At 67.6% G+C, this 20,662-nt stretch carries 22 protein-coding genes and 1 riboswitch; of the genes, 8 read left to right on the top strand and 14 right to left on the bottom strand.

The annotated features are described in order from the left end of the window. Position 1: 1 nt before the first annotated feature. The 5 genes from AAFN88_RS18490 to AAFN88_RS18510 form a co-directional block, all read right to left on the bottom strand. Positions 2 to 1,531, bottom strand: a complete 1,530-nt coding sequence (locus tag AAFN88_RS18490) for a tripartite tricarboxylate transporter permease (protein WP_347522063.1) — start codon at positions 1,529 to 1,531, stop codon at positions 2 to 4. 15 nt (positions 1,532 to 1,546) lie between these two features. Next, on the bottom strand, positions 1,547 to 2,053 hold the full coding sequence (locus AAFN88_RS18495) for a tripartite tricarboxylate transporter TctB family protein (RefSeq protein ID WP_347522064.1): 507 nt from the start codon (positions 2,051 to 2,053) through the stop codon (positions 1,547 to 1,549). Between the two features lie 131 nt (positions 2,054 to 2,184). Further along, on the bottom strand, positions 2,185 to 3,213 hold the full coding sequence (locus AAFN88_RS18500) for a tripartite tricarboxylate transporter substrate-binding protein (protein WP_347522065.1): 1,029 nt from the start codon (positions 3,211 to 3,213) through the stop codon (positions 2,185 to 2,187). 248 nt (positions 3,214 to 3,461) lie between these two features. Beyond that, a complete protein-coding gene (locus tag AAFN88_RS18505) occupies positions 3,462 to 4,220 on the bottom strand; it encodes a sulfite exporter TauE/SafE family protein (protein ID WP_347522066.1) in 759 nt (252 codons plus the stop codon). Positions 4,221 to 4,312: 92 nt separating this feature from the next. After that, positions 4,313 to 4,816, bottom strand: coding sequence for a 6,7-dimethyl-8-ribityllumazine synthase (locus AAFN88_RS18510; protein ID WP_347522067.1), 504 nt, complete (start codon positions 4,814 to 4,816; stop codon positions 4,313 to 4,315). Between the two features lie 88 nt (positions 4,817 to 4,904). After that, positions 4,905 to 5,083: riboswitch (FMN riboswitch) on the bottom strand. A 107-nt stretch (positions 5,084 to 5,190) separates the two neighbouring features. On the opposite strand from AAFN88_RS18510, the gene AAFN88_RS18515 reads away from it, so the two are divergent. Next, positions 5,191 to 6,204: an L-threonylcarbamoyladenylate synthase gene (locus AAFN88_RS18515; protein WP_347522068.1), complete on the top strand. Its 1,014-nt coding sequence runs from the start codon at positions 5,191 to 5,193 to the stop codon at positions 6,202 to 6,204. 49 nt (positions 6,205 to 6,253) lie between these two features. Further along, complete coding sequence (locus AAFN88_RS18520) at positions 6,254 to 7,696, top strand: FAD-binding oxidoreductase (RefSeq protein ID WP_347522069.1); 1,443 nt, start codon at positions 6,254 to 6,256, stop codon at positions 7,694 to 7,696. Here the strand turns inward: AAFN88_RS18520 and AAFN88_RS18525 are convergent. From AAFN88_RS18525 to AAFN88_RS18535, 3 genes are read right to left on the bottom strand one after another with little or no spacing between them, the layout of a single operon-like run. Then, positions 7,693 to 8,634, bottom strand: coding sequence for a DMT family transporter (locus AAFN88_RS18525; RefSeq protein ID WP_347522070.1), 942 nt, complete (start codon positions 8,632 to 8,634; stop codon positions 7,693 to 7,695). The genes AAFN88_RS18520 and AAFN88_RS18525 overlap by 4 nt on opposite strands. A gap of 9 nt (positions 8,635 to 8,643) precedes the next feature. Continuing rightward, positions 8,644 to 8,838, bottom strand: coding sequence for a DUF4169 family protein (locus AAFN88_RS18530; protein WP_347522072.1), 195 nt, complete (start codon positions 8,836 to 8,838; stop codon positions 8,644 to 8,646). A 43-nt stretch (positions 8,839 to 8,881) separates the two neighbouring features. Then, positions 8,882 to 9,337, bottom strand: coding sequence for a GFA family protein (locus tag AAFN88_RS18535; protein WP_347522075.1), 456 nt, complete (start codon positions 9,335 to 9,337; stop codon positions 8,882 to 8,884). Positions 9,338 to 9,456: 119 nt separating this feature from the next. Between AAFN88_RS18535 and AAFN88_RS18540 the strand changes: the two genes are divergently transcribed. Next, positions 9,457 to 9,825 (top strand): helix-turn-helix domain-containing protein, encoded by a 369-nt coding sequence (locus AAFN88_RS18540; RefSeq protein ID WP_347522077.1) that lies wholly within the window; start codon positions 9,457 to 9,459, stop codon positions 9,823 to 9,825. On the opposite strand, the gene AAFN88_RS18545 is transcribed toward AAFN88_RS18540, so the two are convergent. Continuing rightward, on the bottom strand, positions 9,806 to 10,438 hold the full coding sequence (locus tag AAFN88_RS18545; protein ID WP_347522078.1) for a pyridoxamine 5'-phosphate oxidase family protein: 633 nt from the start codon (positions 10,436 to 10,438) through the stop codon (positions 9,806 to 9,808). The genes AAFN88_RS18540 and AAFN88_RS18545 overlap by 20 nt on opposite strands. 114 nt (positions 10,439 to 10,552) lie before the next feature. Between AAFN88_RS18545 and AAFN88_RS18550 the strand changes: the two genes are divergently transcribed. Then, positions 10,553 to 11,464: a LysR family transcriptional regulator gene (locus tag AAFN88_RS18550; RefSeq protein ID WP_347522079.1), complete on the top strand. Its 912-nt coding sequence runs from the start codon at positions 10,553 to 10,555 to the stop codon at positions 11,462 to 11,464. A 1-nt stretch (position 11,465) separates the two neighbouring features. Here the strand turns inward: AAFN88_RS18550 and AAFN88_RS18555 are convergent, their stop codons facing one another. The 4 genes from AAFN88_RS18555 to AAFN88_RS18570 are packed head-to-tail and all read right to left on the bottom strand — an operon-like array spanning position 11,466 to position 15,107. After that, positions 11,466 to 12,230 (bottom strand): aspartate/glutamate racemase family protein, encoded by a 765-nt coding sequence (locus AAFN88_RS18555; protein ID WP_347522080.1) that lies wholly within the window; start codon positions 12,228 to 12,230, stop codon positions 11,466 to 11,468. 23 nt (positions 12,231 to 12,253) lie between these two features. After that, a complete protein-coding gene (locus tag AAFN88_RS18560) occupies positions 12,254 to 13,438 on the bottom strand; it encodes a Xaa-Pro peptidase family protein (RefSeq protein ID WP_347522081.1) in 1,185 nt (394 codons plus the stop codon). Then, the gene (locus AAFN88_RS18565; RefSeq protein ID WP_347522083.1) at positions 13,435 to 13,905 is read right to left on the bottom strand and encodes a hypothetical protein; all 471 of its coding nucleotides are present in this window, start codon (positions 13,903 to 13,905) and stop codon (positions 13,435 to 13,437) included. The genes AAFN88_RS18560 and AAFN88_RS18565 overlap by 4 nt, the downstream gene beginning before the upstream one ends. Beyond that, positions 13,902 to 15,107, bottom strand: a complete 1,206-nt coding sequence (locus AAFN88_RS18570; protein ID WP_347522084.1) for a diaminopropionate ammonia-lyase — start codon at positions 15,105 to 15,107, stop codon at positions 13,902 to 13,904. Before AAFN88_RS18570 ends, AAFN88_RS18565 begins: the two co-directional genes overlap by 4 nt. A 212-nt stretch (positions 15,108 to 15,319) precedes the next feature. Between AAFN88_RS18570 and AAFN88_RS18575 the strand changes: the two genes are divergently transcribed. From AAFN88_RS18575 to glpK, 3 genes are all read left to right on the top strand, one after another. Beyond that, the gene (locus tag AAFN88_RS18575; RefSeq protein WP_347522085.1) at positions 15,320 to 17,077 is read left to right on the top strand and encodes an acyl-CoA dehydrogenase; all 1,758 of its coding nucleotides are present in this window, start codon (positions 15,320 to 15,322) and stop codon (positions 17,075 to 17,077) included. A 47-nt stretch (positions 17,078 to 17,124) separates the two neighbouring features. Next, the gene (locus tag AAFN88_RS18580; RefSeq protein ID WP_347522086.1) at positions 17,125 to 17,382 is read left to right on the top strand and encodes an HNH endonuclease; all 258 of its coding nucleotides are present in this window, start codon (positions 17,125 to 17,127) and stop codon (positions 17,380 to 17,382) included. A gap of 567 nt (positions 17,383 to 17,949) precedes the next feature. After that, positions 17,950 to 19,443 carry a glycerol kinase GlpK gene (gene glpK, locus AAFN88_RS18585; protein ID WP_347522087.1) on the top strand — a complete coding sequence of 498 codons (1,494 nt, stop codon included), beginning with the start codon at positions 17,950 to 17,952 and terminating at the stop codon, positions 19,441 to 19,443. A 145-nt stretch (positions 19,444 to 19,588) separates the two neighbouring features. On the opposite strand, the gene AAFN88_RS18590 is transcribed toward glpK, so the two are convergent. Continuing rightward, positions 19,589 to 20,212, bottom strand: a complete 624-nt coding sequence (locus tag AAFN88_RS18590; RefSeq protein ID WP_347522088.1) for a LysE family transporter — start codon at positions 20,210 to 20,212, stop codon at positions 19,589 to 19,591. A 181-nt stretch (positions 20,213 to 20,393) separates the two neighbouring features. Between AAFN88_RS18590 and AAFN88_RS18595 the strand changes: the two genes are divergently transcribed. Next, complete coding sequence (locus AAFN88_RS18595) at positions 20,394 to 20,654, top strand: ParB N-terminal domain-containing protein (RefSeq protein ID WP_347522090.1); 261 nt, start codon at positions 20,394 to 20,396, stop codon at positions 20,652 to 20,654. Positions 20,655 to 20,662 lie beyond the last annotated feature (8 nt).

Genomic DNA, 20,662 nt, shown 5'->3' on the forward strand with positions numbered 1-20,662 from the left:
GTCAGCCCTCCCCTTCCGCGAAGACCTCTTCACGGCGCCGGCGCTTGCGGCGCTGTATGAAGGCGGGCAGCACCAGGGAGGCAAAGAGTGCGACCCAGAGGATGTTGCCCAGCGGCGAGGAAAACAGCGTCAGGAAATCTCCGTCGGACTTCTGCAGTGCGACCAGCATGTACTGCTCCAGCAACGGACCCAGGATGACGCCGATGAGGATGGCGGCCACGTGATAGCCGGTCTTGCGGGCGATGTAGCCGAGGATGCCGAAGGCGAAGGCCAGATACATGTCGAACATGTACTCGCGCGGCACGAAGGAGCCGATCAGCGTGAAACCGATGATGACCGGCGACATGAAGGTCGTGGACACCAGCGTCACCCGTGACATGTAGCGCGACAGCGGCAGGATGGTGAAGGCCATCAGCAGATAGGTGGTGAACATGGCCATGAAGATGCCGTAACCGAGCTCCGGTCGCTCCATGAAGAGGCGCGGGCCGGTATTGACGCCCTGGTACTGCATGACCACCAGCATGATGGCCGCCGTGGCGCCGCCGGGAATGCCGAGCACCAGCAGCGGAATCAGTGTTCCCGCGGTAACCCCGTTGTTGGCCGATTCCGGCGCGATCAGCCCCTCGGGATGCCCGGTGCCGTAGAGTTCCGGCGTCTTCGAGAAGGCGCGCGACTGCTGGTAGGCGACAAAGGCGGCGATGGCCGCGCCGGCGCCAGGCGTGACGCCGATGATGAGTCCGATGAGGCTGGTCCAGGTGACGTGCCACCAGCGCTTCAGGGTGATGCGCACACCCTCGAGAGTCTGGTGCCAGGTGCCGGTCTGCAGGCGGTCGCGGCTGTGCTCGGAAAGGATCGACTCGCCCTCGATGACCAAGAAGGCTTCTGAGATGGCGAAGAGACCGACCAGCGCCGGGATCAGCGGTACGCCGTCGTACAGTTCCAGAAAACCCATGGTGCCGCGCGGCGTGGCATAGACGTGGTCGGCGCCTATCGAACCGATCATCAAGCCGAAGAAACCGGCGATCAGCCCCTTCAAGGTATCCTTGGAGGCGATGGAGGCGATCAGCGAGATGCCGAACAGCATGACGACGACCATTTCCACCGAGTGCATGTAGAAGCCGACGCGCGCCAAGAGCGGCATCGAGAGCAGCGCGATAGCCGTGGTCAGCAGTCCGCCCAGGGTCGAGGAGGTGAAGGAGATGGAAAGCGCCATCTGGCCCTGCCCCTTCTTCACCATGGGATAGCCGTCCAGCGGCGTCGCCGCGGCCCCCGCGGTGCCGGGGATATTCACCAGGATGGCCGGGATCCCCGCGCCCATGCGCGAGGCGCAGTAAAGCGCGACCATGAAGACCAGGCCGACCTCAACATCCATGACCAGGGTGAAGGGCAGCAGAATGATGATGGTGTTGGCGGCGCTGAACCCGGGAATGGCGCCGACGATGAAGCCGAGGAAGATCGAGGGGATGATCACCCACCACAGCGAAAGGCTGTGCAGGAAAAGCTCGGTGAAAAAGGCGAAGCCGGTTTCCATGTCGCCGCCCGCCCCTCAGCTCAAAGCCTGGACCAGGTATTCGACCGGTCCCTTGGGAAAGCGCTTCTGGAAGAGGATCACGAAGACCACAAGGCCTATGGCGGCCATGATCAGCGCCGCGGTCAAATAGGTCAGAGGCCGCCGGGCATTGCCGAGCAGCATCATGGAAGCGGCCATGAAGAGGAAGGTGGTCAGCGTAAAGCCCAGCCACTGCAGCGCAACCACGTAGCCGAGGCTGAGGGCGATAAAGCCCAGGCGCTTGGGCAGGATGTCGTAAGGCTCGATCAGGGTCGACATACCGAGGGATGCCTCGCCGCGCCACAGCGCGCGCGCCGCCGTGGCGAAGAAGATCACCACCAGCAGGATCATGATGCTTCCGACCATGAAAGCGTTCAACTGCGCCGACCAGGGCGAGTCGATGACGGTTGCGATGTAGTAGAGGGTAAATCCCAAAGCCAGCACGGGGATGATCAGTTCACCCCCGAGCTGGCGCTTCTCGTCGCTGTCCTGCGTCGACGCCATGTCCAGACTGTCCCGTTACCTGCCCTTTGCCGGGCCGCCCCCCACCCGCGGCGGGCGAAATCAAACCGAGTGGGCGGGGGCCGGAGGTTCGCGCCTCCCCCCTCCCGCCGGACCGAAGTCCGCAGCTCGCTTCAGCTGCCGGTCAGATACGACTTGTACTTGGCGCCCAGGTCCAGCATCGCCTGCTTGAACTTGCCGCATTCCTCGACGCCGCCGTAGTTCACATACTCCCAATGGCCCTTGGCCTGAAGCACGGAGGCCTTGTATTCGGGATCCGCGAAGACCTTCCGGAAGGTCGACTGCAGCATCTCGAAACGATCAGGGTACTTGTCGGCCGCCGCCTTGTGGATGCCGAAGGCGCGCGAGGAGAGCATCGGCGGCAAGTTGGTGCCGTAGACCTCGTTCATGGTCGGCGCGTTGTCCAGCGCCTCGCCCAGCACGTTCTTGTCGTTGAACACCAGCAGGGTCTTCACGGCGTCGCCGGCCGCGGCGACGGTGCCCGAGGTCAGCACCGAGAAGTCGACCTCGCCGGTGACGGCCCCGGCGACCGTCTTCTTGCCGCCGGAAAGCGGAATCAGCGTGACCTCGATGCCGGTATGCTCGGCCAACGCCAGCATGCCGATGGAGGCCGGGTGCGCGAGGCGGCTGGTGCCGACGTTCAGCTTGCGCTTCTTGCCCTCGGCAATGACGTCGTCGAGGGTCTGAAGTTTGCTCTCGGCGCCGACGAAGAGGCAGCCGGGATCGGTATCCACACGGCCCCAGTAGATGTAGTCGTCGATGTTGAAGCTCGGCTCCTTGACCACCCAGTTCAGCACTTCCGGCCCCATGTTGCCGAAGATGAGGCTGTAGCAGTCGGGCTCGTACTTGCCCATGTAGACCTCGTAGCCGACCCGCCCCGAGGCGCCCGGGAAGAAGCCCGGCTCGAAGTTGGTGTCGAGGTACTTTTTCCAGACCGCGGTGAAGGCGCGCAGGTTGCGGTCGGCGCCGCCGCCTTCGCGAGTCGGAACGATGACGTCGATATTGCGCTCCGGATAACCGGCCGCGAAGGCACGCGAAACCAGTCCGCCGCTGCCACCCAGAACTGCAGCCGCCGCGCCGGCCTTCAGCAGGGAGCGCCGCGAAAGGCTTGAGATAAAAGAGCTCCGTTGTGAGTTGGACATTGTCGCTTGTCTCCTCCCAAGGCGTGTTTTGGCCGGTTCGTGCGGCCGTGTTTAGCGATGACCTCGCCGTTATTGGTTAAAGCTTCGACCATATTGAAAAATAAGTCAAATGTGACGACTCGACAAAAATCTCCAGAGCAATTGGTCAACCGATTCGTATGAATTGGCTATACCAATAATCCGCCTTTGCCCGACCGGCGGCAGATAGCGGAGAGGGGATTATGGAAGCCCGGGCAGGGCTGCGGGGATCAGAAGATCGCGAGCAGGGCGATGCCTTCGTAGAGCAGCCGCAGCGCCAGAATCGAGAGCAGCACCGCGAGAACCCGATGGAAGGTCCGGTCATTCATCTTCACCAGCACGCGCTTGCCGATCACGGTGCCGAGGAACCCGCTGAGCACCATGGCGACGATCAGGCCGGCGTAGGGCGCGTAGTTGAAGCCGAGCAGACCGAAGGCGACGACCTTGATGCCGTGCTGGGCCACCATACAGGTGGAGTGGGTCGCGACGTGCTCCAGCCGGCCGAGCCGCATCGACTTCACCATGGCCGACACGAAGGTGCCCGTGGCGCCGAAGAACATGGTGAGAAAGCTTGAGACGATGCCGGTGATGAGGACCTTGAAACGCCCCTGCGTGGCGACCGCCGGCCCCCAGACCGACCAGAGGATGAAACAGGCGAGCCCGATGTTGAGGATCGCCGGCGGCAGTTGCACGGCGGTCAGCCCGCCGAAGGCCGCGCCGATCAGGCTGCCGAGGCAGAAAGGAGCCAGGATCTTCCACTCGACGCCGCGGATCATGATCGCCGCGCGCCCCGCGTTGGAGCCGATCTGCACCACGCCGTGGATGGGGATCAGCGCATGGGCCGGAACAAGCACGGCCATGACCGCGATCAGCACGATCCCCCCGCCGATCCCCGCCGCCGCGGTGAGAAAAGAGGTCGCCGCGCTGAGCGCGATCAAAGCCGCCGACGCCGTCACACCGACGTCGGCGGGCACCAGCCATTCAATCATCGTCGCCCAGGTTCAAGAAGAAAGGACTGCGGCCCCTTATAGCAGCCGACGGCGTCTTGCCCATAGGCCCGGGGCGACGATCGGGGAAAGCCTCAGGCGGCCCGGCGGATCGCCAGGCGCGTTTCCAGCAGGGCCAGGCAGGCCTTGGCCGCCTCTTCGCCCTTCACCTTGAAATGGTCGTGGAAGAAGCGCCGATGCTCCTCGGACTCATGGAAGTTGTGCGGCGTCAGGACGGCGGAGAGCACCGGCACGTCGCTGTCCATCTGCACCTGCATCAGGGCGCCGACCACGGTGTCGGCGACGAAGTCGTGACGGTAGATGCCGCCGTTCACCACGAAGGCGGCGCCGACGATGGCGGCGTAGCGGCCGCTGCGCGCCAGATCGCGGGCCAGCAGCGGAATCTCGAAGGCGCCGGGCGCCTCGAAGACCTCGACGTTGCAGGCCGCGGTCCCGTCCTCGGCGGCGGCGCGGGCCAACTCCCGCTCCAGGCCGAGCTGGCACTGGTCGACGATGTCGGCGTGCCAGCGCGCCTTCACCAGCGCAATGCGCGGCGAGCGCAGGGTTTCGTCCGAAATCCGGGGGTGGCTCTGATTCATGCTGTGCTCCTTCGATCGCACGAGAGACAAGAACCAGGGCGATGGAAACAACGGCGCATCCGCGCGAGACCGCGCGGAGACACCGCTCTTCCGCTCTCTTCCATCCGGACTGTGACCGTCGGCTTCGGCGTCTCACCGAATCTGCTGACCTCTTCCCAAGAATCAGCCGAGACTTGGGAAAAGCGCTCGCGGGCTCGGGCGCCCCATCAAAGAAAGAGCGACGCCCATACCGCCGGTGGGGACTTCCACCCCGCCCTGAGAACGCGGCCGCGCCGTAGCACGGCCAAGGCCTATCTAGGCCCAGCCCCCCGCAAAAGGCAATGCGGGAAAAGCAACGGATGCATTTCCGGCGCGAGCGACTAGACTGCGCCGCCATGAGCCCGGAAAGCCCCATGCCCGATGCGCCGGAAATCCTGCCGTCCGACGACGCCGCCTTCGCGCGCGCCGCCGCCTTGCTGCGCGCCGGCGAACTGGTGGCCTTCCCGACGGAGACCGTCTACGGCCTGGGCGCCGATGCCACTTCCGACGCCGCCGTGGCCGGCATCTTCGCGGCCAAGGAGCGCCCGCGGTTCAATCCGCTGATCGTCCACTTCACCAGCGCCGAGGCCGCCGGGGCCGAGGTGGTCTTCGACGCCCGCGCCCGCGCGGCGGCCGCCGCCTTCTGGCCCGGGCCGCTGACCCTGGTGCTGCCGCGCCGCCCGGAAAGCCGCCTCTCCCTGCTGTGCAGCGCCGGGCTCGACACCCAGGCGGTGCGCGTGCCGGCCCATCCCCTCGCCCAGCGCCTGCTGGCCGAGTGCGGCCTGCCGCTGGCCGCGCCCAGCGCCAACGCCTCCGGGCGCATCAGCCCCACCGAAGCGGCCCACGTCGCCGCCTCCCTAGGCGCGCGGGTGCCGCTCATCCTCGACGGCGGCCCCTGCGAGGTCGGCCTGGAGTCGACGGTGCTCGACCTCTCCGCTCCGGCCCCGACGATTCTCCGCCCCGGCAGCATCACGGCACAAGACCTGACCCTCGTTGTCGGGGAGCTGCGGGGAATGCTGGAAGCCTCGGAATCCCTGGAATTGAAAGCTCCGGGCATGCTGAGCAGCCACTACGCACCGGGACATCCGGTACGGCTCGACGCGGCCAAAGCGGCCGGCGACGAAGCGCTGCTGGCCTTCGGGCCGGAGGTTCCGCCGGGCGCCGCCGCGACCCTGAACCTCAGCCCCACAGGCGACCTGACCGAGGCCGCCGCGCACCTCTTCGCCTATCTGCACCGCCTGGACGGCGCCGACGTCCGGGCCATCGCCGTCATGCCCATCCCCGAGGAAGGCCCCGGAGGCGGATTGGGCGCGGCCATCAACGACCGCCTGCGCCGGGCGGCGGCGCCGCGCGGCCAGGAGCGGAGCTGACTGCGCGGCGGACTCGCCAGGACGCCCCGCGATCTCTAGATTTTCTCCCATGGACGCCCGCACCCCAAAAACATCCGACCTGGACGCCCTGAAGCAGCGGCTCGTCGACGCCCTGGGCGCGACGGCGGTGATCGACGATGCCGACGGCATGGCGCCCTATCTGGAAGATCAGCGCAGACGCTACCAGGGCGCCGCGCCCTTCGTGGTCCGCCCGGCGACGACCGGGGAGGTCGCCGCCACGGTGACGCTGTGCCGTGACGCAGGCGTGCCGATCGTCCCCCAAGGCGGCAATACCGGCCTGGTGGCCGGCGGCATCCCTCTGGCCGGAGACGGCGCGGTACTGCTGAACCTCGGACGCATGAACCGGATCCGCGACGTCGACGCCACGGACTATTCCATCACCGTCGAGGCCGGCTGCATCCTGAGCCAAGTGCAGGACGCCGCCGAAGAGGCCGGCCGCCTCTTCCCCCTCAGCCTGGGCGCCGAGGGCTCCTGCCAGATCGGCGGCAACCTCTCCACCAACGCCGGCGGGGTCCACGTGCTGCGCTACGGCAACGCCCGCGACCTGGTGCTGGGGCTGGAGGTCGTGCTGCCCGACGGACGCGTCTGGGACGGCCTGCGCGCCCTGCGCAAGGACAACACCGGCTATGCGCTGAAGCACCTCTTCGTCGGCGCGGAAGGCACACTCGGCATCATCACCGCTGCCTGCCTGAAGCTCTTCCCGCGCCCGGCCGAGACCGAGGTGGCCTTCGTCGCCGTCACCGATCCCGCCGCCGCCGTCGAACTGCTGGGCCGCGCCCGCGCGGCCACCGGCGACCGGGTGAACGCCTTCGAGCTGATCCCGCGCATCGGCCTGGACTTCGCCCTGAAGCACGTCGAAGGCATCGAGGACCCGCTGGCCGAAACGAGCGACTGGTACGTGCTGATCGAGCTGGCCTCGGGCCGCGCCGACGGCAGCCTGCGCGACAGCCTGGAAGAGTTCCTCGCCGCCGCCGTGGAGGACGGCCTCGTCGCCGATGCGGCCCTGGCCGCCAACGAGCGCCAGTCGACGGCCTTCTGGGCCATCCGCGAAGCCATCGTCGAGGCGCAGAGGTTCGAAGGCGGCTCCATCAAGCACGACGTCTCGGTGGCGGTCTCCAGGACACCCGAATTCATCGCCCGCGCGACGGCGCTGGTGAAGAACATGGTGCCCGGCATCCGCCCGGTGCCCTTCGGCCATGTCGGCGACGGCAACATCCACTTCAACCTCTCGCAGCCGGAAGACGCCGAGCGTGAGGCCTATCTCGCGCGCTGGGAAGAGGTGAACGAGGCTGTGCACGAGTTGGTGGTCGAACTGGGCGGCTCGATCTCCGCCGAGCATGGCATCGGCTACATGAAGCGGGAGGAAAACGCGCGCTTCAAGTCGGAGGTCGAGCTGGACCTCATGCGCGCCGTCAAGCGGGCCCTCGATCCCGAAGGGCTGATGAACCCCGGCAAGGTGATCAAGCCCTAGCGGCGAACTTTCGCCGTCGTGGCCAGCGCGATACCGGTGACGATGGCGGCAACGCCGACGGCATGAAAACCCTGCAGGCGCTCGCCCAGGAAAACGAAAGCCAGCAGCGCGGCGAAGACCGGGATGAGATGCATGAAGAGCCCGCCCTTGTTCGGACCCAGAACCTCTATGCCGCGGTTGAAGCAGAGAAAAGCCAGCAGCGAAGCGAAGATCGACACGTAGGCCACGGCCAGAAGGGACTCCTGCGTTACCGGCATCACGCGCACGAAGGCGCTTTCCCACAGGTAGGCCGGCAGCAGCATGGCGATCGCCAGGGCCATGGTCGCCGCCAGCAGAGACTGCGGATGCAGCGTGGCGGGCCGGCGCTTCACCAGAACCGTGTACATCGACCAGAAGAACGCGGCGGCCAACATGATGAAGTCGCCCTTGTTGACGCTGAGGCTGCGCAGATGGGCGAGGTCGCCGCGCAGGATCACCACCGTGACGCCGGCCAGGGAGACCGCGATGGCCAGCAGGATGCGCGGCGTGATCGGCTCGCGATAGAGCGCCCAGGACAGCAGCGGCACCAGCACCGGGCAGATGGCCACCAGCAGGGCCGCATTGGTGGCAGTGGTGTAGTTCACCGAGAGATAAAGCGAGGTGTGGAAGGCCGCCATGCCGAAGAAGGCGAGCAGGGCGAGGTTTTTCCAATGATGACGGAGCGCTGGCCAGTCGCGCCGCAGTTTCGGCCAGGCAAAGGGCAGCAGAATCGCCAGCGCCAGCACCCAGCGCCAGAAGCTGAGGCCGACCGGCGGCACCTCGGCATGCACCGCGCGGCCGATGAAGATGTTGCCGCCCCAGCAGGCCGAAGAAACGGCGAGCAGGAAGGCGGCAAGCAGCGGCGAAGCAGCCTTGGCCGTCGAACGGTTCTGCGGTGAGGAAACCTGATCGGAAGACAAAGCGGCAGATCAGTCCCGCTCGAGCTTTTCGGCGTCGAGCTTTTTGCCGCTAAGCTCACGCTCGGCCTTGGCCCGTTCGGCCTCGGCTTTCTTTCGCGTGCCCTTGGTGCGGCCGAACTTCGTGCGGTTGGCCGCCGCCTGCGCCTCTTTCTCAGCGCGGGCACGGCGCTTCTTCGCCTGCCGCAGATTGATGATCTCGCTCATCCCGCGATGTTAGGGCAGGCGGACCCGGCTGTCAGCACCCACGCTACTTGTGCTTAAGCATCGCCTGGCGCTGTTCCGGGCCCGGCATCTCGGGGAAGGCCGGCAGGTCAGGGTCCACCGGATCCCACTTCGGCGCCCGGCTGGCATAGACCGAGGCACCCGGCGTGATCGCGTCCGGGTCGTCGAGGCTCGAGGCGCGCAGAAAAACCAGATCGGCCCCTGACGCCTTGGTCGAATACAGCGCCGAGCCGCAGGTCGGACAGAAATGCCGCCGGATCACGTTGCCGTTGTCGGCCGGCTTGTCAAAGTGCCGCACTTCCCCGGTCACGGAGAAGGCCTCCATCGGCGCCACCGCATGGGTGCAATGCCCGGTCCCGCTCGACTTGCGGCAGTCGAGGCAATAGCAGTGCGCCGAGAACAGGGCCGGCGTCGCGACCGTATAGCGCACGGCGCCGCAAAGGCAGCCGCCACGGAGCCCCGCGGCTCGCTGGTCCGTCATGAGTCGCTCCCTCATCCGATCGAGTTCCCGCTTTGGTAGCCTTATTGACTAGTGACTTGCAAGTGACAATTCATAAGTCAAAGATGGCCGCTGCCGGAGCTGGTGGAATACAATTGCCCATGGCACGATCCAACAAACGGGAGGCCCGCTCCCCCTGCCCCATTGCCGCGACACTGGACATCCTGGGCGACCGCTGGAGCCTGATCGTCGTGCGCGATATGTTCCGCGGCAAGAAGCGCTTCGCCGAGTTCCTCGAGTCGCCCGAGGCCATTACCACCTCGGTGCTGAGCGACCGTCTGGCCGGATTGGAGGTCAACGGTCTCGTCGAGCGCCGGCCCTATCAGAAGCGCCCACCGCGCTACGAGTACGTCTTGACCGAGGACGGCCGGGCCCTGCTGCCGGTGCTGCAGGAGATCTGCCGATGGGGGAACAAGACGCTGCCCGACACCTGGACGGCGCCCGCCAGCTTCATGAGGAAGAAGCCGTAGCCGCGCGCCGCAAGGCTTCGTTCTCGGCGCGGAGCCGTTCCAGCTCCTCGCGCAGCGGCGCCAAGGCCGGCTCCAGTTCCTCCAGAGTATAGCGCTGCGGCAGATGCTGGGGACAGTTCCAGTCCAGGGCCGCGACAGTGATGACGACGGCGCGTTCCGGCTTGGCGCGGTAGCTGCGGTCGTGCAGCCCGGCGACCAGTTCGGGATCCTCCCCGATATCGACGATGCGCGCCTGGCCCCAGACCTTCAGGCGCCGCCGGTTGGGATAGTCGACCAGGATCAGCGAAACCCGGCCGTCGACCTGCAGGTTGCCGACGCTCAAGTACTGGCGGTTGCCGCGGAAATCGGCATAGGCCAGCGTCTTCTCGTCCAGCACTTTCAGGAAACCCTCGGGCCCGCCGCGGAACTGCACGTAGGGCCAGCCGTTCTCGCCCACCGTCGCCTGGAAGAAGCCGTCGCGGCGGGCGATGAAGGCCGCTTCCGCCGGCCCGACGGCGTCCGCGGGCGCCGCCTCGGAGGTGAGGAATTTGGCATAGGTCGCGGCCGTGCCCTGGCGCTGCTGCTCGGCCAGGACGGAGGGCGTGAAGGTGATCTCGGCAAAGGCGCGGGCCATGATGATCTCCTTTCGGGGTCTTGCGGCGGCTCTTCTGCTCCTCAGAAAATGACACTCCGCAGGCCACGAAAGAATAGCAAGTGCAAAGAAGTCACTATTCCGTATAATGGAATAATGGACCGTTTCCGCGAACTCACCACCTTCGTCGCCGTGGCCGAAACCGGCGCCTTCAACGCCGCGGCCCGGCGCCTCAAGATGTCGCCGCCGGCAGTGACACGTCTGGTCACGGCGCTGGAGGCCCGCCTGGGCGTGCAGCTCTTCACCCGCACCACGCGGCAGGTGGCCCTGACCGAGGCCGGGGGGCGGCTGCGCGAGGACGCCGTGAGGATCCTCGCCGAACTGGAGGAAGCGGAGACCGCGGCGCAGGGCACCACCACGGCCCCCAGCGGGCACTTGAGACTGACCGCGCCGGTGCTCTTCGGCCAGCACGTCCTGGCGCCCATTTTGCGCGACTACCTCGAGGTCCACCCCGCTGTCAGCGCCGAGGCGCTGTTCATCGACCGCAACGTCAACCTGCTGGACGAAGGCCTGGACGTGGCGCTGCGGATCGGCGAGCTGCCCGACTCCTCCTTTTCCGCGCGCCGCGTCGGCACCCTGCGCCGCATCGTGGTCGCGGCACCGGCCTACCTGGACCGCCACGGCGCCCCCGAAACGCCGGAGGCCCTGCGCGACCACCGCCTGATCTTCTCCACCAGCGTCAGCGAGGTGCTGAGCTGGACCTTCACCAAGGCAGGCAAACGGCGCAGCCTGCGGGTCGCCCCCCGGCTCAGCGTGAACGGCCTGCAGACGGTCATCGATTCGGCCCTCGCGGGCTGGGGCATCACCCGCGTGCTGTCCTATCAGGTTACCGACGCCTTGGCGGAAGGACGCCTCGTCGAGCTGCTGCCCGACTTCGACGACGAGGAAATCCCGGTCCACCTGCTGCACGCGGAAGGCCGCCGCGCCGCCGCCAAGACCCGCAGCTTCATCGACTTCACCGCCGCACGTCTGCGCGGCGAGGCCGGCCGCCTGCTGGCGCGCGCCTGAACTACCTTCCCAATGGCAGGGTGAAAAGCCGGCCTGCGCCGGGCAGGCTTGCATCATTGCCGGACAGGCGCAGCATGTGCCAGGCCAGCGCCTGATTGCTGGTGATCACCGGCTTGCCGAGGTGCGCCTCGGCCGCTTCGATGATCCCTGCGGCGCGCAGGTTGGTGCAGGCGGCGAAGACGCCGTCGCAATCCCTCGCCTCCCCCACCGTCACGATCGCCTCCAGCACGCTCTTCGGCGTCATGCGTGCGACAATTCCTTCCACCGCCACCTCGAAGGAGCCGAAGGCGACCGTCTCGAAACCGGCCGCCGCCAGGTTGCCGCGCATGGCCGAAGAGACTTCCGCCACATAGGGCGTGACGAAGCCGAGGCGGCGGACGCCGAGCGCCGTCAGCGCCGCCTTCGCGGCGGTGAGCGGATTGCTGACCGCCACGCCGGGCCGCGCCCGCCGGACGATCTCCGCCACTCGTTCCTCGCCGATGATGGTGGCCCCCGAGGTGCAGGCATAGGCGATGACATCGAAGGGCGCTTCGTGGGGCAAGAGCTGCACCGCCGCCGGCAGCGCCGCCTCCATCTCGGCCAGGCTCTCCGAAGTCACCTCGTGGCCACTGGGCACCCGGGTGTAGTGCAGCCGCAACCCACCCGCCGCCAGCGGCGCGGAGAGCAGCCGGGGAAACTCGCCCTCGATGACCTCGTCGGCCTGCAGGATGACGAGGCCGAAGCGGACATCGGCGTCCTCTGCCTCGGTGACGAACGGCAAACGCAAGCGACACTCCTTTCCCCGAGAAGTCAGATCACCGGCAACTCCGGCGGCGCGCGGCGGGTCAGAAGTTCCGCTCCCTCCTCGCGCACGACGATGTTTTCCTCATGCACCATGACCTTGCCCGGGGCGAAGGTCATGCCGGGCTCCAGCGTCAGCACCATGCCGGGCTCCAACAGCGTACGGTCCCAGGGCGTGTGCGACGGCCACTCCGTGAGTTGCATGCCGAGGCCGTGGCCCAGTCGCCCGACCTCGTTTCCCCCTGCTCCTTGGGGGCCGCCGTCTCCCAGCACGCCTTGCATGGCGGCAAAGAGCTCGGCGCAGGTGGCGCCGGGTCTCGCCGCCTCCAGTCCAGCCTCGGTGGCGCGCCACACCACGTCGTAGGCGCGCCGCACGGCGTCGTCGGCCCGGCCGATGGCGAAGTTGCGGTCGAAGTCGCAGAAATAGCCGTCGAAGAGGCAGCCGGTATCGAGGATCAGCACGTCGCCCGCGCGCAGCCTGCGGCCCGAGGGCGGCGAGATGATGTCGCCGTAGCCGCCCTGCCCGGCGCCGCCGACCAGGTAGGAGACGTCGTCGACGCCGCGCTTCAGGCACTCGATCTTGAAGCTGCGGAAGGCCTCGATGTCGCTCTGCCCGGCGGCGAAGAGTTCGGGGGCGGCCCCGAAAGCGCCGGAGACCACATCGCAGACATGGGCGATCTTCTCGATCTCGCGCTCCGACTTCACCATCCGCAGCCCGCGTAGGATCGCCGTCGCATCCTCGAAGGCCAGGCCCGGCAGACTCCAGCCCAGGCTCTCGAAATCGCTCAGAGGCATGCGCAGGTGGGTCTCCTTGCCCTTGGCGAGGCCGATGCGGCCGGTCTTGCCGGCAAGTTCGGCCAGCGCCTGCGACAAGAGAGAAATTCCGTCGTCGTCGGGCTGCGGCGAGGACCAGGTGCGGATGTCGTCGATCCAGGTGCGCGCCATGCAGCCGGCGCCGATGGTGGGGATCACCGCCACCGGCTTGCCCTTGGCGGGCACCACCAGGAACCAGGGCCGCGTCGGGCTCTGCCAGAACTGGGTCAGGAAGCCGGAGAAGTAGCGCAGCTCCGGCTCGGTCGTGAGCAGCAGGGCATCCAGCCCCGCTTCCGCCATGGCCGCCTGCGCCTTTTCCGTGCGCTGGGCGAACTCCGCCTCCGGAAAGCCGCGCGGCGGCGGATTGTCGCGCGGCCTCATGCCGGACCGCCGGACTGCGTTGCTCCCGCTTCCGGCGGCGGCTTCGGTGCGCAGCGAAATCCATAGGCGACGACCCAGCCAACAAGGCCGGCGGCAGCACCGATGCAACCCAAGATCGCCAGTTCTTGTAGGTCTGCATAGGTCACGTCCCGACCCATGGCGAGAGGAGCCTGTCGCCTGCCGATCGTTTGCAGAAGCAGCACCAACGAGGGCAGCATCAGCGCCAGGGCACCGAGCTTGGCTGCCCACCAGGGGCGCATTTGGCCGAAATGCAGAAGCACCAGGCAACCCGGCACAACGACAACGAGTCCCACGACAATTGCAAGGACACTGCCGAACCGAAGCACGGTGCCGAATGCAAAGCCCGTCGCGGCCGCAACGATCAGAATAATGATGCCCGCAGCAACGGCGTAGCCCAGGAAGGCACGCACCAGGTTGTGCACCAGTGCCTTGCGCTTACTCTTCATGCTGCCTCGATGAGGCTGCGGTAGATTTCCGGATCGGTGGCGCCCTCGCTGCCCAGCAGCAGCACGCGGCTGGTCTCGTCCAGGCCGATGCGGGCGCGCAGTTCCGGGTTCTCGCAGACGGCAATCAACGCGACCACGCCGGAGACCGAGCACTCGCCGGCTTCGATCCGGCCGCCGCCGGCCGCGCCCTCGGCCATCATGCGCATGGCCGGGGCCACGGCGGCGTCGGAGATGGAGAGATAGTCAGAGACACCGCGGGCCAACACCTCCCAGGCCAGCAGCGAAACCTCGCCGCAGGAGAGACCGGCCATGAGCGTCTCCTCGGTGATCTGCACCCTGCGGGGACCGCCTGCCCGCGCGCTGGCCAGCAGGCAGGCGGCGTGCTCGGGCTCCACGATGACGAAGCGCGGGCGCCGCGCGCCCAGGGCCATCCACATCTGGGCGCAGACAGCCGCGGCCAAGCCGCCGACGCCGGCCTGCACGAAGACGTGGGTCGGCGGGGCTTCGCCGCAGACATCCAGGATCTCCGCGGCCATGAGGGAATAGCCGGCCATGACCTGCTGCGGCATGTCGCTGTAGCCCTCGTAGGAGGTGTCGGAGACGACGAACCAGCCGTTGGCGGCAGCCTCCTCGGCGCAGAAGTGCACCGAGTGGTCGTAGTCGCCCTCGACGCGCACGACCCTGGCCCCCAGCTCCTCCATGGCCCGCTTGCGGCCCTCGCTGACCTCCTTGTGGATGTAGATGCGGCAGCGGCAGCCGGCCAGGCGCGCGCCCCAGGCGACGGAGCGGCCGTGATTGCCGTCGGTCGCCGTGCAGACGGTCACCGCCTTGGCCTGCGCGGCGTAGCGGCCCTCGCGGATGTCCTCCAGGCTGACCTCCCGGCTCAGTTCCTCGCTCAGCTTGCCAGCCAGCAGGTGCAGCACCGCGTAAGCGCCGCCCAGCGCCTTGAAGCTGCCGAGACCGAAGCGCGCGCTCTCGTCCTTGTAGAGCACGGCGCCCAGGCCGAGGTCCCCGGCCAGGCCGTCGAGGGAGCGCAGCGGCGTCGCCGCATAGTCCGGCCAGTTACGGATCGCCTGCTGGGCCCGCGCCGTCACCTCCGGCGAGAGAACGGCGTTCAGCTCGGAGGGATAAGGCCCGATCTCGGCAGTCCGCGCTGCCTCCGCGCAGATCGCCGGAGCGGTGGTGAAATAGTCCTTCAGCATAACCGGGCCCTCTTTTTCTCTCGGTCCGCCTTGTCGGCCCGCGGGGCCCAGGCGAAGAGGCAGGCATGCTATCGCCTTCGAGGACGTGAGAGAACCTCCACGCCCGCCGGAAGCTGTCCTGGCGGCGACACCCGCATTGCCTTCCGGCCGCGGCTGCTCCATCTTCCTGGAAGGGAGCCTTCTTGCGTGAAAAGCCCGGGAGATAAGACGACATGACCTATGCGGCGCCGATCGACGAGATGCGCTTCGTGCTGGACGCCATTGCGGGCCTGCCGAAGATCGCCGGGCTGCCGGGCTACGAGGAGGCCACACCCGACCTGGTGAGCGCCATCCTGGAGGAGGCCGGCAAGCTGGCCGGCGAGGTCGTCGCGCCACTGAACCACTCCGGCGACCGCCAAGGCTCGGTCTTCGAGAACGGCGTGGTGCGCACCCCCGACGGCTTCCAGGAGGCCTACCGCCAGTTCGTCGAGGGCGGCTGGAACGCCCTGCCCTTCGACCCGGATTTCGGCGGCCAGGGCCTGCCCTGGTGCCTCGCCACCGCGGTGCAGGAGATGTGGCAGGCCGCCAACCTCTCCTTCGGCCTCTGCCCGCTCTTGACCGCCGGTGCAGTGGAACTGCTGCAGGCCCACGGCAGCGACCGGCAGAAGACCGACTACCTGGCCAAGATGATCTCCGGCGAGTGGACCGGGACCATGAACCTGACCGAGCCGCAGGCCGGCTCCGACGTCGGCGCGCTGAAGACCAGGGCGGTGCCCAACGGCGACCACTACCTGATCACCGGCCAGAAGATCTTCATCACCTGGGGCGAGCACGACTGCGCCGGCAACATCGTCCACATGGTCCTGGCCCGCCTGCCCGACGCGCCGGAGGGCACAAGGGGCATCAGCCTCTTCCTGGTGCCCAAATACGTCGTGAACGAGGACGGCACCCTGGGCCCGCGCAACGACCTGCGCTGCGTCTCGCTGGAACACAAGCTGGGGATCAACGCCTCGCCCACCGCCGTCATGTCCTACGGCGATTCCGGCGGCGCCGTCGGCTACCTGGTCGGCGCGGAGAACCAGGGCATGGCCTGCATGTTCACCATGATGAACAACGCCCGCCTGGCCGTCGGCTTGCAGGGCGTGGCGATTGCCGAGCGCGCCTATCAGCAGGCCCGCACCTACGCCTTCGAGCGGGTGCAGAGCAAGGCCATCGACGCAGGCCCGGAAAACAAAGACTCCGTGAAGATCATCCGCCACCCGGACGTGCGCCGCATGCTGGCCACCATGAAGGCGCGGACCGAAGCGGCGCGCGCGCTGGCCTACCTCGCCGCCGCCGCCCTGGACCGCGCCAAGCGCGAACCCAATGACGCCGAGCGCGCGGCGGCGCAGGCGCGCCTCGACCTCTTGATCCCGCTCACCAAGGCCTGGTGCACCGACATGGGCTGCGAGGTCGCCTCCCTGGGCGTGCAGGTGCACGGCGGCATGGGCTTCATCGAGGAGACCGGCGCCGCCCAGCACTTCCGTGACGCCCGCATCCTGCCGATCTACGAAGGCACCAACGGCATCCAGGCGCTCGACCTGCTGGGCCGCAAACTGCTGCGCGACAAGGGCGCGGCCATGACCCAGCTGATCCTGGAACTGCGCGCCGGCCTGCCCGAGGACGAGAGCCTGCGCGCACCCCTGGCAGAGGCCATCGCCACGCTGGACGAAACGACGGCCTGGCTGCTGGACAAGGGCGCGCAAGACATCGCGCGCGGTGCAGCGGCGGCCACGCCTTACCAGAGCCTTGCGGCCTCGGTCCTCGGCGCCTGGCTGCTGGCGCGCAGCGCCGTGGAGGCGGCCAAAGGGGAAGACAAAGCCTTCGCCGCCGCCAAGCTGAAGACGGCGCGCTTCTACGCCGACAATCTTCTGGGTGAAGTGAAGGGCCTGGCCGAGGCCGTCACCCGCGGCGCCGAGGCAGTACTCGCCTTCGAGGACGACGAATTCTGAGTAGAACTGGTGAAAGCCTCGGCCCCTGCCCGGTCTGCGGACGGGAGATGATCGGCGGGTCCAGCGTCGACCGGCACCACTGGGTGCCGAAGAGCCAGGGCGGGCACGCGACCGACTCTATTCACGTCGTCTGCCACCGCATGATCCACCGGGTCTTCGACGAGCGCGAACTGGCAACCGATTATGCCGATCCGGAAGCGGTGCGCGCGCATCCGGAGATCGAGCGCTTCGTCGCCTGGGTGCGGCGCAAGCCCGCCGACTACGTCGACTGGCCGAAGAGTCCACGCGGGCGCAAGAAGCGATAGCAGCCTGGTATCAAGTTCGGTGCAACTTGCCTCGCCCTTCGAGACGGCGCTGACGCGCCTCCTCAGGGTGAGGCAACCCAGCGGGAAGACTTGACCTCATGCTGAGGAGCGAGCGGTAGCGAGCGTCTCGAAGCTCGAGGTCAAGGCCGCATGGGTGCCGGCCCCAGCATCCAGGCAAAAAAATCGCCCGACGCCGGGAATGATCGGCGCCGGGCGGATTTGCAGAGTGACGGTTTTCTATCCGGGAGTGAGACCGGACGAACCCGTCTTGGCCTGACTGGGCAAGGCCAACATCCGCCGCCATGGAGGCCAAAGTGGTGGGGACCACCTCCGTCAGGTTGCGGCGAACGAGGGGATCTTAGGAACGCAGCCCCCACCCCGCCTTGACCCATATCAATTGCCGGAGAAAAATTACGTGCCGCCAGCGGCGCCATCTTCGGGTTGATCTTGCTCGCGCCGCCCAGCATTCTTCGCCGGCGGCCCAAATAGCCGCAGGACTCCAAAGCGGTCGCTCCGATCGCAACTCAGTATTAGAACGAATAAAAGAACAAAGGGGGGAGGGCCGGCATGAGCGCCGAACGCACGATTCTCGCCATCGATCAAGGCACCACCAGCAGCCGCGCCATCCTGTTCTCCGGCGACGGCCGGCGCCTGGGCCAAGCGCAAAAGGAGCTGCCGCAGCACTTCCCCCGGTCCGGCTGGGTCGAGCACGACGCCGAGGACATCTGGCGCGACACGGTGGCGGTCATGGGCGGGGCGCTGGCCGACGCCGGCAGGCGCGTGGAGGACGTGGCGGCCATCGGCATCACCAACCAGCGCGAGACCACGGTGATCTGGGACCGCGCCACCGGCGAGCCCATCCACAAGGCCATCGTCTGGCAGGACCGCCGCACCGCCGAGCTCTGCCAGAACCTGCGGTCCCAGGGCGCCGAGGAGGTCGTGCGCCAGCGCACCGGCCTGCTGCTCGACCCCTACTTCTCGGGCACCAAGATCGCCTGGCTGCTGGACAACGTGCCGGGCGCGCGCGAGCGGGCCGAACGCGGCGAGCTGGCCTTCGGCACCATCGACTGCTTCCTTTTGTGGCGGCTGACCGGCGGCAAGGTCCACGCCACCGACGCCACCAACGCAGCACGCACCCTGATCTTCGACATCAAGAAGCAGGTCTGGGACCCGGAACTTCTGGCGCTGCTGCGCATCCCCGAGAGCCTGCTGCCGGAGGTGAAGGACAGCGACGCCGACTTCGGCGCCACCGATCCGGAGATCCTGGGCCGCCCCATCCCCATCGGCGGCATCGCCGGCGACCAGCAGGCGGCCACCATCGGCCAGGCCTGCTTCGAGGCCGGGATGATGAAGTCGACCTACGGCACCGGCTGCTTCGCCCTCTTCAACACCGGCGACAAGTTGGTGCACTCCGAGCACCGCCTGCTCTCCACCATCGCCTACCGCCTGGGCGGCGAGACGACCTACGCCCTGGAGGGCAGCATCTTCGTCGCCGGCGCCGCCGTGCAATGGCTGCGCGACGGCCTGGGCGTCATCGCCGCGGCGCCGGAAACCGAAGCCCTGGCCAAGCAGGCCGACACCGGCCAGCGCGTCTACCTGGTGCCGGCCTTCACCGGGCTGGGCGCGCCCTACTGGGACGCAGAGGCGCGCGGTGCCGTCTTCGGCCTGACCCGAGCGACCGGCCCGGCGGAGATGGCGCGCGCGGCGCTGGAGGCGGTCTGCTACCAGACCCGCGACCTGCTGGAAGCCATGCGCGCCGACGGCGCCAGCGGGCTGGAGACCCTGCGCGTCGACGGCGGCATGGTGGCCAACGACTGGATGCTGCAGATGCTGGCCGACATCCTGGGCGTGGCTGTGGAGCGCCCGGTGGTGGCAGAGACCACGGCCCTGGGCGCGGCCTATCTGGCGGGCCTCAACCAGGGCCTCTTCGCCGACCTCGACGCCGTCGCCGCCCAGTGGCAGCGCGACGCGCATTTCGACCCGCAGATGGCGGCCTCCGAGCGCGACGAGCGCTATGCGGGCTGGCAGGACGCGGTGAAGCGGGTGCGCACCGGCGGCTAGATCGGATCACGATTAGGCGGAACCACACTGTGCTTCCGCCTAATCGTGTGAATCCGATCTATTTCAAAGGCATAGAGCAGATTCACAGGGCCGGTGGATCGCCTTCGGCGATTCCAGCCGGCCCTGATCTGCTCTCGCGGGCCGCCTACAGCAGCAAGGCTTCGATCAGCACATAGGAGCCGAAGCCGGCGATGGCGGCGGCGGAGATGTGATTTATCGTCGTCAGAAGATTGTCATCCAGGCGGCGGCTGAGCCGCTTCGTGCCGGTGCAGAGCACCAGCCACCACAAGGCGGAGCCAAGGAACACCCCGAGAATCAGCGCGGCGGCCTGCAGCGTCGCCCCGGTCGCCGCGACGACGCGGAAACTGGCGAAGAAACCCAGGAAGGCCATGATGGTGATCGGATTGGTGATCACCAGCAGGAAGGAAGCGGCGACGATACTGTGGCCCCGCAGCCGTGGCGCCGAGGTGCTGCTGTGGTGGAACCAGGTCCACAGGCCGAGCGCGACGAGAAATATGCCGCCGCCAAAGCGCAGTTCCACTTCGATCTCGAGCAGAAAGTCGGTCAGCGGCGAAATACCGGCGGCCGCGACCGCCCCCAGGGCCGCGTCGCCCAGCGCCGCCCCGAGACCAGACAGCAGGCCGGAGCGGATGCCGTGGTTCAGGGTGCGCTGGATACAGAGAATCCCCACCGGCCCCACCGGCATGGCCACGGCAATGCCGATGGCGATGCCTTTCAGCAGGATCAGGAAACTGTCGAGCGCAAGCACCAGCGAGGCGTCCGGAAAGGTTTGGAATCGGGCGGGGACCCGCCCGGATCAGTGCCCTTTTATGGCCCAAGCCCGGCGCCGAAGCCAGCCTCGCGGGCCTGCGTGGGCTGGATTCCATTACCCCCCTGGGCCTAGGATTGGGGGCGCAGCCGCTGCGGCTGCAGTTTTTTGGGAGACGCGGTTGGTAGAGCGCACCATGGAGAGCATCAAGATCCCCCTGGAGGAGATCTACGTGCCGGCGAAACGCAAACGCACCTTGAAGCCCGAGCAGGTCGACGCCCTGGCTCAGAGCATCATGGAGGAAGGCCTGAAAATGCCGATCTCCGTGCGCAAGGGCAATGGGCGCTACGTCCTGCAGGAAGGCCTGCACCGCCTGGAGGCCTGCCGCGCCCTGGGCGAGGAAACCATCGACAGCATCATCGTCCGCGCCCGCCAGCACTAGCTGCCTGC

Origin of the sequence: Pelagibius sp. CAU 1746, assembly GCF_039839785.1 — a bacterium.
In the GTDB taxonomy this organism is placed as follows: domain Bacteria; phylum Pseudomonadota; class Alphaproteobacteria; order Kiloniellales; family Kiloniellaceae; genus Pelagibius.

Coding starts and splice junctions, on each gene's coding strand:
- AAFN88_RS18490 (WP_347522063.1), bottom strand. CDS start 1,531: ATGGAAACCGGCTTCGCCTTTTTCACCGAGCTTTTCCTGCACAGCCTT.
- AAFN88_RS18575 (WP_347522085.1), top strand. CDS start 15,320: ATGACCTATGCGGCGCCGATCGACGAGATGCGCTTCGTGCTGGACGCC.
- AAFN88_RS18550 (WP_347522079.1), top strand. CDS start 10,553: ATGGACCGTTTCCGCGAACTCACCACCTTCGTCGCCGTGGCCGAAACC.
- AAFN88_RS18545 (WP_347522078.1), bottom strand. CDS start 10,438: ATGGCCCGCGCCTTTGCCGAGATCACCTTCACGCCCTCCGTCCTGGCC.
- AAFN88_RS18535 (WP_347522075.1), bottom strand. CDS start 9,337: ATGACGGACCAGCGAGCCGCGGGGCTCCGTGGCGGCTGCCTTTGCGGC.
- glpK (WP_347522087.1), top strand. CDS start 17,950: ATGAGCGCCGAACGCACGATTCTCGCCATCGATCAAGGCACCACCAGC.
- AAFN88_RS18530 (WP_347522072.1), bottom strand. CDS start 8,838: ATGAGCGAGATCATCAATCTGCGGCAGGCGAAGAAGCGCCGTGCCCGC.
- AAFN88_RS18500 (WP_347522065.1), bottom strand. CDS start 3,213: ATGTCCAACTCACAACGGAGCTCTTTTATCTCAAGCCTTTCGCGGCGC.
- AAFN88_RS18565 (WP_347522083.1), bottom strand. CDS start 13,905: ATGAAGAGTAAGCGCAAGGCACTGGTGCACAACCTGGTGCGTGCCTTC.
- AAFN88_RS18570 (WP_347522084.1), bottom strand. CDS start 15,107: ATGCTGAAGGACTATTTCACCACCGCTCCGGCGATCTGCGCGGAGGCA.
- AAFN88_RS18515 (WP_347522068.1), top strand. CDS start 5,191: ATGAGCCCGGAAAGCCCCATGCCCGATGCGCCGGAAATCCTGCCGTCC.
- AAFN88_RS18540 (WP_347522077.1), top strand. CDS start 9,457: ATGGCACGATCCAACAAACGGGAGGCCCGCTCCCCCTGCCCCATTGCC.
- AAFN88_RS18560 (WP_347522081.1), bottom strand. CDS start 13,438: ATGAGGCCGCGCGACAATCCGCCGCCGCGCGGCTTTCCGGAGGCGGAG.
- AAFN88_RS18510 (WP_347522067.1), bottom strand. CDS start 4,816: ATGAATCAGAGCCACCCCCGGATTTCGGACGAAACCCTGCGCTCGCCG.
- AAFN88_RS18495 (WP_347522064.1), bottom strand. CDS start 2,053: ATGGCGTCGACGCAGGACAGCGACGAGAAGCGCCAGCTCGGGGGTGAA.
- AAFN88_RS18505 (WP_347522066.1), bottom strand. CDS start 4,220: ATGATTGAATGGCTGGTGCCCGCCGACGTCGGTGTGACGGCGTCGGCG.
- AAFN88_RS18580 (WP_347522086.1), top strand. CDS start 17,125: ATGATCGGCGGGTCCAGCGTCGACCGGCACCACTGGGTGCCGAAGAGC.
- AAFN88_RS18520 (WP_347522069.1), top strand. CDS start 6,254: ATGGACGCCCGCACCCCAAAAACATCCGACCTGGACGCCCTGAAGCAG.